Origin of the sequence: Pseudomonas sp. D8002, assembly GCF_013385695.1 — a bacterium.
Lineage (GTDB): Bacteria > Pseudomonadota > Gammaproteobacteria > Pseudomonadales > Pseudomonadaceae > Aquipseudomonas.
In genome coordinates, this window is sequence record NZ_JACAPM010000026.1 from 32,219 (window position 1) to 45,091 (window position 12,873).

Annotated in this window: 14 protein-coding genes; 7 read left to right on the forward strand and 7 right to left on the reverse strand. The window is 59.5% G+C overall.

The window, feature by feature from the left end:
* Positions 1 to 14 precede the first annotated feature (14 nt).
* Positions 15 to 1,223: an MFS transporter gene (locus tag HX807_RS15195; protein ID WP_177050388.1), complete on the forward strand. Its 1,209-nt coding sequence runs from the start codon at positions 15 to 17 to the stop codon at positions 1,221 to 1,223.
* Here the strand turns inward: HX807_RS15195 and HX807_RS15200 are convergent.
* From HX807_RS15200 to HX807_RS15210, 3 genes are all read right to left on the reverse strand, one after another.
* Complete coding sequence (locus HX807_RS15200; protein WP_087694816.1) at positions 1,135 to 2,577, reverse strand: NCS1 family nucleobase:cation symporter-1; 1,443 nt, start codon at positions 2,575 to 2,577, stop codon at positions 1,135 to 1,137. The genes HX807_RS15195 and HX807_RS15200 overlap by 89 nt on opposite strands.
* 199 nt (positions 2,578 to 2,776) lie before the next feature.
* Positions 2,777 to 3,184: a DUF2177 family protein gene (locus HX807_RS15205; protein WP_177050452.1), complete on the reverse strand. Its 408-nt coding sequence runs from the start codon at positions 3,182 to 3,184 to the stop codon at positions 2,777 to 2,779.
* 142 nt (positions 3,185 to 3,326) lie between these two features.
* Positions 3,327 to 4,163 (reverse strand): S1 RNA-binding domain-containing protein, encoded by an 837-nt coding sequence (locus HX807_RS15210; protein WP_076014775.1) that lies wholly within the window; start codon positions 4,161 to 4,163, stop codon positions 3,327 to 3,329.
* A 323-nt stretch (positions 4,164 to 4,486) separates the two neighbouring features.
* Here HX807_RS15210 and HX807_RS15215 point away from each other — a divergent pair, with 323 nt between their 5' ends.
* The 3 genes from HX807_RS15215 (at position 4,487) to HX807_RS15225 (ending at position 6,533) form a co-directional block, all read left to right on the forward strand.
* Positions 4,487 to 4,666 carry a hypothetical protein gene (locus HX807_RS15215; RefSeq protein WP_003210722.1) on the forward strand — a complete coding sequence of 60 codons (180 nt, stop codon included), beginning with the start codon at positions 4,487 to 4,489 and terminating at the stop codon, positions 4,664 to 4,666.
* Positions 4,667 to 4,874: 208 nt separating this feature from the next.
* Positions 4,875 to 5,600, forward strand: coding sequence for a TorF family putative porin (locus HX807_RS15220; protein WP_003210721.1), 726 nt, complete (start codon positions 4,875 to 4,877; stop codon positions 5,598 to 5,600).
* Positions 5,601 to 5,666: 66 nt separating this feature from the next.
* Positions 5,667 to 6,533 (forward strand): DUF6279 family lipoprotein, encoded by an 867-nt coding sequence (locus tag HX807_RS15225; RefSeq protein WP_008438133.1) that lies wholly within the window; start codon positions 5,667 to 5,669, stop codon positions 6,531 to 6,533.
* A gap of 3 nt (positions 6,534 to 6,536) precedes the next feature.
* Here HX807_RS15225 and HX807_RS15230 read toward each other — a convergent pair whose 3' ends face one another.
* On the reverse strand, positions 6,537 to 6,926 hold the full coding sequence (locus tag HX807_RS15230; protein WP_008438132.1) for a hypothetical protein: 390 nt from the start codon (positions 6,924 to 6,926) through the stop codon (positions 6,537 to 6,539).
* A gap of 153 nt (positions 6,927 to 7,079) precedes the next feature.
* On the opposite strand from HX807_RS15230, the gene HX807_RS15235 reads away from it, so the two are divergent.
* A complete protein-coding gene (locus tag HX807_RS15235) occupies positions 7,080 to 7,355 on the forward strand; it encodes a hypothetical protein (protein ID WP_177050389.1) in 276 nt (91 codons plus the stop codon).
* A gap of 46 nt (positions 7,356 to 7,401) precedes the next feature.
* On the opposite strand, the gene HX807_RS15240 is transcribed toward HX807_RS15235, so the two are convergent.
* The gene (locus tag HX807_RS15240) at positions 7,402 to 8,748 is read right to left on the reverse strand and encodes a DEAD/DEAH box helicase (RefSeq protein ID WP_063034035.1); all 1,347 of its coding nucleotides are present in this window, start codon (positions 8,746 to 8,748) and stop codon (positions 7,402 to 7,404) included.
* A gap of 193 nt (positions 8,749 to 8,941) precedes the next feature.
* Here HX807_RS15240 and HX807_RS15245 point away from each other — a divergent pair, with 193 nt between their 5' ends.
* On the forward strand, positions 8,942 to 10,240 hold the full coding sequence (locus HX807_RS15245; RefSeq protein WP_003210716.1) for a mechanosensitive ion channel family protein: 1,299 nt from the start codon (positions 8,942 to 8,944) through the stop codon (positions 10,238 to 10,240).
* Positions 10,241 to 10,290: 50 nt separating this feature from the next.
* On the opposite strand, the gene HX807_RS15250 is transcribed toward HX807_RS15245, so the two are convergent.
* Entirely contained in the window at positions 10,291 to 10,935 is a 645-nt protein-coding gene (locus tag HX807_RS15250) for a hydrolase (protein WP_177050390.1), read from the reverse strand.
* Between the two features lie 153 nt (positions 10,936 to 11,088).
* On the opposite strand from HX807_RS15250, the gene HX807_RS15255 reads away from it, so the two are divergent.
* Positions 11,089 to 11,994 carry a LysR family transcriptional regulator gene (locus HX807_RS15255; protein ID WP_177040345.1) on the forward strand — a complete coding sequence of 302 codons (906 nt, stop codon included), beginning with the start codon at positions 11,089 to 11,091 and terminating at the stop codon, positions 11,992 to 11,994.
* Here the strand turns inward: HX807_RS15255 and HX807_RS15260 are convergent.
* The gene (locus HX807_RS15260; protein WP_087692555.1) at positions 11,939 to 12,820 is read right to left on the reverse strand and encodes a carboxylate/amino acid/amine transporter; all 882 of its coding nucleotides are present in this window, start codon (positions 12,818 to 12,820) and stop codon (positions 11,939 to 11,941) included. The genes HX807_RS15255 and HX807_RS15260 overlap by 56 nt on opposite strands.
* Positions 12,821 to 12,873: the final 53 nt, after the last annotated feature.

Below are 12,873 nucleotides of genomic sequence, written 5' to 3' on the forward strand. Positions count from 1 at the left end.
CAGGAAAAACCTCCATGTCACCGCTGATCCGCTTACTCGCCAGCTTTATCGCCCTGATGATGGCCATGGGCATAGGTCGATTCGCGCTCACCCCGCAAATGCCGCATTTGCTCAGTGAAGGGCAGATCGACCTGACCGGCGCCGGCCTGATTGCGGCGGCCAACTACCTGGGTTATTTCGTCGGTGCGGTGGATTCGATCTTTGCCCGCAGCCATCACCATGTACGCGGGCGTTTGTACGGTGGGCTGTGGCTGTGTGTGCTGCTGACCCTGGCGTCGTACTGGGCCCACGGGTTCTGGCCGCATCTGTTGTTGCGCTTTGGTACCGGTGTAGCCAGTGCATGGGCGCTGGTGATGATTACCAGCCTGAGCCAGCCGCTGGCCATTGCGGCCGGGCGCCCACGCCTGGGTGCGCTGGTATTTGCGGGGCCGGGGCTGGGAATTCTGTTGACCGGGTTGCTGGCGCTGGGCTCCAACCTGTTGGGGCAAGACTCTGCAACCTTGTGGCTGGTGTATGGGGTAGTCGCCCTGGTCATGCTGCTGGCAATCCTGCCGTTCCTGCCCAAGCCTTCCGCTGCCGACTCGCCCGCTGCCAGCCACACCGACGTGGCCAGCAACGGCAGCATCACACATCTGTGCTGGATCTACGTGTTGTATGGCCTTGGCTACATCATCCCGGCGACATTCCTGTCACAGATGGCCAGCGCGCAATTCAAGGGCGCATGGCAAGCAGACCTGTTCTGGCCCTGCTTTGGCCTGGCTGCCGCGATTGGCGTGGTGGCGGCAAGTTTGCGCCGCAAGGACCCGGAAACCACCCGTCGCTGGCTGATGACAACCCTTTGGCTGCAAGCGGCAGGCGTGTTTGCCTGCCTGCTGGGCAACGGTTGGGGGCTGGCGCTGGGGGTGTTGCTGTGCGGTGGGCCATTCCTGGCGTGCATGCAACTGGTGATGGCGCGCTTGCGTGAGGTCGCCCCCCACGGCTACCAGCGCAGCACCGGGTTGCTGACCGCCAGCTTTGCGATCGGCCAATTGAGCGGTCCGTTGCTGGCGTCGGTGAGCAGCCACCTCAGCGGCGGCCTGCAACCGGCGCTGGTGGTAGCAGGCGCCGGTTTGTTGGTGGCCGGATCGGTGCTGGTCAGCCGGCAACCATCGACACAGGCGCGCGAACCTGTTCACGCCGCGCCAACACCAGGAAAAACAGCCCACCCAGGAAGCAGCCGGTAAACCAGGCGAAATTGGCCATTCCCTGCAGCACCGGGGTGAAGGTAATCGCGACGCCCACCAGCGTCGCGGGCACCAGCGCCTTGACCGCCGTCCAGTTCACGCCGCCGTCAAAGTAGTAGCGCCCGCTCGGGCTGTCATCGAACAGCGCATCCACGTCGATCTTCTGTTTTTTGATCAGGTAGAAATCCACCAGCAGAATCCCGAACAACGGCCCGATAAACGCGGCGAGGATATCGAGGGTGTAGTGGATCATCAGCGGGTTGTTGAACAGGTTCCATGGGGTGATGAAGATCGAGGCCACCGCCGCAATCATTCCACCGGCACGCCAGCTGATTTTGCTCGGTGCCACGTTGGCGAAGTCAAAGGCCGGCGAGACGAAGTTGGCCACGATGTTGATGCCGATAGTCGCGGTGACAAAGGCGAACGCCCCCAGCAACACAGCCATGTCATTGTCGATGCGCGAAACGGTGGCAATCGGGTCGTGGAGCATTTCGCCGAACACCGGCAAGGTGCCCGAGACGATCACCACGGTGACCAGGGAGAACGCCAGGAAATTTACCGGCAAGCCCCAGAAATTTCCGCGACGCACGTCTTTCATCGTGCGGCAGTAGCGGCTGAAATCACCGAAGTTCAAGGTCGGCCCGGAAAAGTACGACACCACCAACGCGGTTGCCACGATGATTTGGCCAAATGCCTGCCAGCCTGAGAGGGATTTTTCCGCCAGGGTGAAGCTGATATTGGCCCAGCCAGCCTTCCAGACGATCCAGCCTGCCAGGGCAAACATCACCGCATAGACCACAGGCCCCGCCCAGTCGATGAAACGACGGATGGACTCCATGCCCGCCCAGAACACCAGCGCCTGGAGCGTCCACAGGCTGAGGAAACCGAACCAGCCCAGGTACGACAGGCCGGCAAAGTGCGGCTCTGCGTATACCGCCATCTGTGGGAAAAAGCGCAGCACCACGATGATCAATGCACTGGACGCCAGGTATGTCTGGATCCCGTACCAGGCCACTGCGATCAACCCACGAATCACCGCCGGGATATTCGCCCCGAATACCCCAAAGGCCAACCGGCAGATTACCGGGTACGGCACTGCCGCCTGCTGGCTCGGCTTGGCCACCAGGTTGGCGATCAATTGCACAATGCAAATCCCGGCGAGCAAGGCGATCAATACCTGCCAACTGGCCAGCCCCAGGGCGAACAGGCTGGCGGCGAATACGTAGCCGCCGACGCTGTGCACGTCGCTCATCCAGAAGGCGAAGATGTTGTACCAGTTCCATTTTTGCGGCAGCGGTCCCAGGTCCTGGTTGTACAGGCGCGGGCTGTAGCCTTTGGGCAATTGTTCGGTCATCGCAGGGCTCCTCGTAAATACCGGCCTGCCACCCGCGACGGGAGTGCGTACGGGAGGCGGCATGGTTTGTATACGAGTTGATGAGCAGAATGCGTGCCAATCGAATGAAATTCGGCACAATCCCTCTGGTACGCGGGACTATCCGGAGATAGACAGTGCAGCTTCGCTCAGGGATGGTGCAGATGATTCCTGTACACAATCAATTGTGCACCCTGCGTGCACATTGATAGCCCACGGTGCAGCAAACCGCACTCAGAAAGGTGCCCCAAGCGATGTCCATAACGGCCAGCCCGGCAGACCAGCCTTGCAAGGTCGCCCAATTGCTCAAGTCATAGGTGCCGTAAGCCACCAGCCCCAGCAACGCGCCAAGCCGCGCGGCACGTTGCCAGCCGCCGCTCGCCGAAGCCGGAAGGACGACAAACACCAGACAACCAAATACATAGAGGAGATAGAACGCCACAGCCGGGAACAGGCGCGGCTGATCGAGCATCAGCGGGCCGAGCAGCGCTTTGTAGGTCGGCCCCATGAGGACGCTAAGCCAAAGGCCGTCAAGAATCAGAAAGGCGAGCAAGGTGCCGAGGTAGGCGAAGAGTGTTTTCCTGCACATCGTCGTGACCTTTGTAGGAGCGAGCTTGCTCGCGATGGTCGTCAACGATAACGCGCCCAGTCTGAATGAACACGTTGCCTTGACGTTCTTCGCGAGCAAGAACCAGGCGTCCCCCTCGCTCCTACAAAAGAGCAAACCGCGATCAGCTTAGTTCAATGCGATCCGCGTGGATCACGATGTGACCCTGCTTGTAGAGGGCGCCGATGGCCTTCTTGAAGTTGCCTTTGCTGACACCGAACAAACTGCTGATCAGTGCCGGGTCGCTTTTATCGCTGACCGGCAAGGTGCCGTTGTTGTCGCGCAACTTGGCGAGGATCTTCGAGTTCAGGCTGGAGGCCGCTTCTTCACCCACAGGCTGCAGGCTCAGGCTGATATTGCCGTCGGCGCGGATTTCCTTGATGAAGCCTTTCTCTTCCTTGCCCGGGCGCAGGAACTTGAACACTTCGTTCTTGTGGATCAGGCCCCAGTGCTTGTTGTTGATAATGGCCTTGAAGCCCATGTCGGTGGCTTCGGCCACCAGCAAGTCAACTTCCTGGCCGACCTTGTAGGTGGCCGGGGTCTTGTCCAGGTAGCGGTCAAGGCGTGCGGTGGCGGTGATGCGCTTGGTGTGTTTGTCGAGGTAGACGTGTACCACGCAATACTCACCGGCGGTCAGCTGGCGCTTTTCTTCGGAGTAAGGCAGCAGCAGATCCTTGGGCAGGCCCCAATCGAGGAATACACCGATACTGTTGACTTCAACCACTTTCAGACTGGCAAATTCACCCACCTGTACTTTTGGTTTTTCGGTGGTCGCGATAAGTTTGTCATCGCTGTCCAGATAAATGAAAACGTTGAGCCAGTCTTCATCTTCACTGGGAATATCTTTGGGGATATATCGGTTGGGCAAGAGGATTTCGCCCTCTTGATCACCATCCAGGTACAAACCAAAGTTAGTGTGTTTAACCACTTGCAAGCTGTTGTAGCGCCCGACTAAAGCCATCTCAAATACCCTCATTGCGTGGGCGGCATTCTACCCGAGTTGACGACGGCGGTCCCGCGTACCGGCGTACAGGTCTGAAAAATCATGGGTTTGCCGAGAAGCGCCCCGCTCGTCAGGTCATCGGGCTGAATCCGGCCAGTACCCACGGCCGGATTTCCTCGAGGGATTCGAGTTAAAACAGCAAGTTAGGTGAGTATTTCACTTAATAATCCAGGCGATTCATAAACCCTGCGTATATTTCAGGGGGATATTTGCCAAGCAATTGTCAAGCATTTCATGTACGATGCATGGCCAAGTTAATTTTCTACAGGTTAGTGGCCGCCATGCGCGTAAAAGCATCCAACAGCAAAGCAAAGCCAGCTCCCGCCGTTGAAACCAGCGAATCGATCAACAGCCAAATTGCTGCATTCCTCAAGCAGGGCGGCGAAATCCAGCAGATTGCCAAAGGCGTAAGCGGCCAGACTTTCGGCCCGTCCAAGCAGATCACCCTGGGTAAAAAGTAAGACTCGCGCATTACACCTGGTCCCTATGCGCTTTGCCTTTCAAGGCGCTAGGACTAGAGCCCGCACTACCCTCTGATACACCCCTTTATTACGCCAATCGACGAACGGGCCTCATCTGCGAACCATCGCCGGTATGCTTGCACACGTCTAGATCGGGCATTTGCCTGATATTTCCCGTTACTGCTCCTCGCTTTTCATGGAGTGAAGCATGCTCAAATCCTGCATATTCCTGGCCGGTGCCCTGTTGGCCAGCCCCCTCGCCGAAGCGCAGGTTTTCCAGCGTGAATTGGGTGATTTCGACCTGAAATTGGGCACGACACCCAGCCGAAGCATGGCTCAAGGCCTGGTAAAGCCCACGGCACCCGGGAGCGACTCGTTCCATGGCGGCCTGGACCTGAGCCACGGCAGCGGCCTGTACCTCGGCCAATTCTCACCGAGCATGGGCATTTCCCCGACCAGCAACCTGGAAGTCGACTCCTACCTGGGTTTCAAACGCCCCTTCGACCAGACCCTGGGTTATGAACTGGGGATGATTCACTACAGCTATCCCAAGCTGAGCCCCCTCGACAGCCAGGAGTTCTACGGCGGCCTGACCTTGCTGGGCAATCGCTTCGGCGCCTCCTTCAGCAACGACCCGGACCGGCAGGACAGCACCCTGTTCGCCGACCTCGGCGGCACCAAGCCATTCGGCATCGGCGTCAGCATGAAGTACACCACCCACCAGCTCGGCACCCCGGTCTCGGTGGCCGATGGCAGCTCGATCCGCAGCTTCAGCGACTGGTCGGTACAATTTTCCAGGCCATGGATGGGCGTCGACCTGAACCTGATCTACAGCGACTCCAGCCTCAGCGGCGGCGATTGCTCGGCCTACTCCGGACACAACTCGCAATGCGACGGGCTGTTGACCCTGAAGGCCGAGCGAGCGTTTTATTGATGAGCTGAACTGTCGCTGCCCTGACGGGTTCAGATGCAATACTCTCGTCTGCGCAAGGACTCGCTCATGCTGCGTCGGTTAAAATTTCTGGTGATGTTGCTGACCCTCAGCCTGGTGCTTGCCGGCTGCAATCGGGTGGGCCTGGCCTATCGCAATCTGGATGTGATCATCCCCTGGACCCTCAGCGACTACCTGGAAATGAACGCCGGGCAGAAGAGCTGGTTCAACGACACACTCAAGGAACACCTGGCCTGGCATTGCACCACCCAGTTGCCGGGCTACCTGGACTGGCTCGATCGCCTGCAACAGATGGTCGACACCAACCAGGTGACCGACGCCGCCCTGCAAACCCGTACCGCCGAAGCCAAACAAGCCATTGCCGAGAGCGCCCGGGCGATCACGCCGTCCGCCGTCGAGCTACTGCAGGGGCTGGACGACCAGCAAGTACAGGATATGGAGCAAGCATTCGCCAAGGACCTGCGCAAGCGTCAGGACGAATACCTGAAACCACCCCTCGAGCAGCAGATCAAAGAGCGCGCCGAGCGCATGAACAAGCGCCTCGATGCGTGGCTCGGGCCGTTAAGCGCCAGCCAGCAGAATCGCGTCACCGCCTGGTCGATCGCCTTGGGTGAGCAGAACCAACAATGGATTGGCAACCGCGCCCACTGGCAAACGCTCTTTATCGCAGCGGTCAAAGATCGCCACAGCAGCGATTTCCCTCAGAAGATCGAGCAACTGCTGGTGAACCGCGAAAGCCTGTGGACTCCTGAATATCGCCAGGCCTACGCCCAGACCGAAACCGCAGCCCGCAGCCTGATCGTCGACCTGATGGCGGAAAGCACAGTGCCGCAACGCCAGAAGCTCACGCAGAAGATCGACAAGGTGCGCAGCGATTTCAAGGCCCTTAAATGCCTGAAGGCTGGCACCCCGTAGACATCAGGCAATCTGTGCTTTCGAAGCCACTTCATCAAACGTCGCCGGATCCAGCGCATCCGCCTGTTCGTCCAGCACCTGCCGGGGGTGATTATTGCCGGGGATGCTGCTGTCGATCAGGCTCAGCAGCTGTGAGCCGCGCGGGGTCAATTTGAAATTCTCCCCATTGCCGCACTCTTCCTCTGACCTCGACTCAATAAAGCCGTGCTTGAACAACAACGCCTCGTAATCCGCTGCGGTCTTTTTGAACTTATCAAGGTTACCGATGGGCTCTCTAGCATTAGCCCTTTCAGCGGCTTCCTCCTCGGCATATTTGCGCGGGGCGAAGTTGGCGCCACCGTTCTGTACCTCATGCAGCAATCGTTCGATCAAATCCCAATCGTAAGTCGTCATCCTGATTCCTCCTGAAGGCACACGAAATAGGCCCTTCAAAGGTGTGACATGCCGGGCCATCGTCCGTTCAGCCTAGTGGACAGGCGCAATTTCGCTGAACTTTTAAGCGCTCGCGGCCCTCAACCGAACATCATCGCCATGGAGGTCCGAATTATGAAAACCCTGCTGAATATGACCGTGGCGGCCACGCTGCTTGCCGCCCTGCCCGCCTGGGCCTGCACGCCGGAAGAGGCCACCGTCAAACGTGAGCAACTGGCCAAGAAGGTGACCGAGCTCACCCAGCAGAATCCAGAGAAGGCCAAGGAGATCAACGAAGAACTGCAGAACATGAAGCTGGAAACCGCCAGCGCAGACCTGCCCGACAAGTGCCAACTGATCGACCAGCGCCTCACGGAACTGAAAGAAGCGACCGACAAAACCAAAAACTGAGGCGAAAAAAAACCGGACATTGTCCGGTTTTTTTGTGGCTCAAGCTTTACTCGGCAGCCGGTGCTTCCGGCTTGCGGCGCTTCAGAGGCGCCATGCCGTCCTTGCTGACCAACGACAGGTTGTCGGTCTTTGGACGGTTGGCAATCTTGCGCTTGGTCGGCGACTTGGCACCGGCCTTCTTCTTGTCGCCCTTGGCGTCGACCTTTTTCTTCTTCACGCCAACAGCCTTGCCCGACGCCTTGACCTTCTTCGGCCCGCCGTAGGTGCCTTTGACTTCCTTGATGGTGCGGCGCTCGAACGACTGCTTCAAGTAGCGCTCGATGCTCGACATCAGGTTCCAGTCGCCATGGCAGATCAGCGAGATCGCCAGGCCATCGTTGCCGGCACGCCCGGTACGGCCGATACGGTGTACGTATTCGTCGCCGCTACGGGGCATATCAAAGTTGATCACCATGTCCAGGCCGTCAACATCCAGGCCGCGGGCGGCAACGTCGGTGGCGACCAGGATCTTCACGCCGCCTTGCTTGAGGCGGTCGATGGCCAGCTTGCGGTCCTTCTGGTCTTTCTCACCGTGCAGGACGAACGCCTTGTACTCCTGAGCCACCAGGCGACCGTAGATGCGGTCGGCCATGGCCCGGGTGTTGGTGAACACGATAGCCTTCTGATAGGTCTCGTTGGCCAGCAACCAGTTGAGGATCTGCTCTTTGTGCACGTTGTGGTCAGCGGTGATGATCTGCTGACGGGTGGTCGAGTTCAGGTCGCTGACGTTGTTGACCTGCAGGTGCTCAGGGTTGTTCAGGACCTTGGCGACCATGTCGCGCAGGGTCGAACCACCGGTGGTGGCCGAGAACAGCATGGTCTGCTGGCGGTTCACGCACTCTTGCACCAGGCGCTGCACGTCGTCGGCAAAACCCATGTCGAGCATGCGGTCGGCTTCGTCGAGCACCAGCACTTCAACTTCCTTGAGGTCCAGGTTGCCGGCGTTCAATTGCTCGATCATCCGGCCCGGAGTACCGATCAGGATGTCCGGCACCTTGCGCAACATGGCGGCCTGGACCTTGAAGTCTTCGCCGCCGGTGATCAGGCCGGACTTGATGAAAGTGAACTGCGAGAAGCGCTCCACTTCCTTCAAGGTCTGCTGGGCCAGTTCGCGGGTCGGCAGCAGGATCAGGGTCTTGATGCTGACACGGACTTTCGCCGGGCCGATCAGACGGTTAAGGATCGGCAGGACGAAAGCGGCGGTCTTGCCACTCCCGGTTTGAGCCGTCACCCGCAGGTCACGCCCTTCGAGCGCGAGCGGGATGGCCGCTGCTTGCACAGGCGTTGGCTCGACAAATTTAAGCTCGGCCACGGCTTTGAGCAGGCGTTCGTGCAGGGCGAATTGGGAAAACACGGGTGCTACCTCGAAGAAATACAAAAAAACAGCTGCATAGGGTAACGGTTTCGGGCGCCGAGGCCGAGTTTCTTTACGCGAACTGCGTTAATCAGGCGCTTTTTTGTCAGGGGATTTGTCCACAACCACAACTTTGACGTACTTAAATGCTCTAATCGGCCCGTCACGTCTTACAGAAGAATCGCGTTTACCCATGGATATCAAACAGCTCTGGCTCAACGTCAAAGACCTTTGGGGCACCCTCGACGAACACCCGCTGCTGCATTCCAGCCTCGCGCTGATGGTGTTGCTGGTAGTGGCATTGCTGCTCGGACGAGTGGCCCGGTACCTCATCCTGCACGCCGTCAAGCTGCTGGGCCGGCAACCCGCGCTGCACTGGCTCAATGACCTGCGGCACAACAAAGTCTTCCATCGCCTGGCACAGATGACGCCGTCACTGGTGATCCAGTTCGGCCTGTACCTGGTGCCGGACCTGAGCAAGACCGCCACCCTGTTCATCGGCAATGTCGCCCTGGCGTTCACCATTCTGTTCATGGTGCTGGCGATCAGTGCACTGCTCAACGCCCTGCTGGACATCTATGCCCGCACCGAACACGCCCGCACCCGCTCGATCAAGGGCTATGTGCAGTTGGCGAAGATGGTGCTGTTCGTGTTTGGCGCAATCATCATCGTCGCCACGTTGATCGACCGCTCGCCATTGCTGCTGCTTTCCGGTCTGGGTGCAATGTCGGCGGTGATTCTGTTGGTCTACAAGGACACCCTGCTATCGTTCGTCGCCAGCGTGCAACTGACCAGCAACGACATGCTGCGGGTCGGCGACTGGATCGAAATGCCCCAGGTCGGCGCCGACGGTGACGTGGTCGACATCACCCTGCACACCGTCAAAGTGCAGAACTTCGACAAGACCATCGTCTCGATTCCCACCTGGCGCCTGATGTCCGAGTCGTTCAAGAACTGGCGCGGCATGCAGGCCTCCGGTGGCCGGCGGATCAAGCGCAGCCTGTATATCGACGCCAGCGGCGTGCGTTTCATCCGCGACGACGAAGAGCTGAAGCTCACCCAAGTACACCTGCTGACCGACTACATGAGCCGCAAGAAGGCCGAGCTCAAGGCTTGGAACGAAGCTCAGGGCAATGTCGCGGCGATGTCCGCCAACCGCCGACGCATGACCAATATCGGCACCTTCCGCGCGTATGCCCTGGCCTATCTGAAAAGCCATCCGGAGATCCAACCGAACATGACCTGCATGGTGCGGCAGATGCAGACCACCGCCCAGGGCATTCCGCTGGAGATCTACTGCTTCACCCGCACCACCGCATGGGCCGACTACGAGCGGATCCAGGGCGATATCTTCGACTACCTGCTGGCGGTGCTGCCGGAATTTGGTTTGAGCCTGTACCAGCAGCCCAGCGGCGGTGACTTGCGGGCGGGGATGTTGCCGGCGGTGCTGGGGGCCAGTCACCTGCCCCCGGCGGAAAAGGCAGTGATGTAACAACAAAAAACGGCACAACCCGAGTTGTGCCGTTTTTTTTGCGTTGGACCTTACTTGACCTGACGCTGCGGCGCGCCGTGAACCATGGTGTAGGCGTAATCCACGCCCATGCCGTAAGCGCCGCTGTGCTCCTGTACCAGGCCCATCACCGCGTCGTAGGTTTCCTTGTGAGCCCAGTCACGCTGGTATTCCAACAGCACTTGCTGCCAGGTGACCGGTACCGCGCCCGCCTGAATCATCCGTTGCACCGACATGTCATGCGCTTCTTTGCTGGTGCCGCCGGAGGCGTCGGTGACGATGTACACCTCGTAGCCTTCGGCCAGGGCTTCCAGGGCCGGAAAGTTCAGGCACACCTCGGTCCACAGGGCCGCCATGATCAGCTTCTTGCGCCCGGTGGCCTTCACCGCGGCCACCAGCGCCTTGTCTTCCCAGGAGTTCATCGAAGTGCGCTCAATTGGCTGCTGGTCCGGGAACACATTCAGCAGCTCCGGCCAGATATAGCCGCTGAAGCTCTTGGTCTCAACCGAGGTCAGGATGGTCGGTACGTTGAAGATCTTGGCGGCCTTGGCCAGCGCCACCGTGTTGTTCTTCAGGGTCTGGCGATCGATCGACTGCACGCCAAAGGCCATCTGCGGCTGGTGGTCGATCAGGATCAGGGTGGAGTTGGCTGGGTTGAGCAATTCGCGAATAGACATGGTGACTTCCTTTTAATGGTTTCGATTCGGTAAGGGGTGCGTTCAGCGCCGCTGTGAAGCTTGGCTGGCGGCTTGGAAGTAACTTTATGGGATGGATAAAATCGAGACAATTACCTAAAATCGAGAATCATTGATTCTAAAAAAGGGACAATCATGGACCGTATTGAATGCATGCGGGCGTTTGTCGTCACGGTCGGCGAGAACGGCTTCGCGGCCGCCGCGCGAGCCATGGACGTACCGCGCTCAAAAGTCAGCAAACAGATTCAGGCGCTGGAAGAAGCCATAGGCGTGCAACTGCTTCAGCGCACCACCCGCAGCCTGCATTTGACGGAGGCCGGGGCCGAGTATTTTGAAGCGGCGCGTGAAGTACTGGCCGCCCTGGACGAGGCCGAACAGCGAGCCAGAGACGGCATCGGGGAGTTACGGGGAGTGTTGCGGGTCAATGCGCCGATGTCATTCGGACTGCATCGCCTGGGAAGATTGATTCCGCTGTTCCATGAACAGCATCCGCATATCGAGCTGCAACTGGTGCTCAGCGACCAACAGGTCGACCCGGTACGCGGCGGGTTCGACGTGACCATCCGCATCGCCAGCATGCCCGACTCAACGATGATCGCCCGCCAGTTGGCACCTGCGCCACGGATCATGGTGGCTGCGCCAGCCTACCTGGCACGCGCGGGCACACCGCAGACCCCGCAAGACCTGCGCCACCACCAATGCCTCAATTATGGGTATCTGCAAAGCGGCGTCAGCCTGCAATTGAGCAAGGGCCAGGAAACCCAGCGGGTCAACGTTACCGGCCCTCTGCACGCCAACAACGGCGACCTGCTGGCCCAGGCGGCAGAGGCCGGGATGGGCATCGCGCTGTTGCCGGACTTTATCGTCGAAGACGCCCTGAGCGCCGGGCGCCTGGTGCCGGTGCTCTGCGAATGGCAGGCGCCGGCAATCACCATCAATGCGGTTTATTCGTCAGCGCGACGCGTGCCGCAAAAGACCCGCGCATTCATTGATTTTTTGCTGACGCAATTGGCGCCGACGACCGCAGGCCCAGCCGGCTGATCCACACCGCCCCGAGAATCACCAACCCGCCCAGCAGCAACCTGCCCAACGGTTCATGCTGATTCCAGATCAGCAAGTTCAGCAACAACCCCACCGGCACATGCAGGTTGTTCATCACCGCCAATGTGCCACCGTTGACCAGGCAAGCGCCCTTGTTCCACCAGTACATGCCCAGTGCCGTGCTGACCAGCCCGAGGAATACCAGCACGCCCCACTGCAACGGCGCTTCCGGCAGGTAGTTGGCCTTGCCGAACATCAGGAACGCCGGCAACGCCACCGCCAACGCGCCGAGGTAGAAGTAGCCAAAGCGCCGGTAATGCGGCAGGTCGCTCGGATGACGGGCCACCAGATGCTTATAAAGCACCTGCCCGGCGGCGTAGGTGAAGTTGGCCAGTTGCAGCAGCAGGAAGCCCATGAAGAAGTTCGGGGTGATCTGGTCGAAGCGAATCACCGCTGCCCCCGCCACCGCCACCAGTGCGGCCACCAGCGCCCACGGGTTGAAGCGGCGGTTCAGGGCGTCTTCGATCAAGGTCACGTGCAACGGTGTCAGGATGGTGAACAGCAACACCTCCGGCACCGTCAGTACGCGAAAGCTCAGGTACAGGCACACGTAGGTCACGCCGAACTGCAGTGCGCCGATCAACAGCATGCCGCGCATGAACGCCGGCTCCACCGAGCGCCAGCGGGTCAGCGGGATAAACACCAGCCCGGCCAACAGTACACGCACCAGCACCGCGAAATAACTGTCGACGTGACCGGCCAGGTATTCGCCGATCAAGCTGAAGGAAAACGCCTGGATCAGCGTCACAACAAGTAGATAGCCCATGCTCGCCTCATTTTGAATGGGCGCGACATTAGCGGTTTTCCGCGCGTTACGAA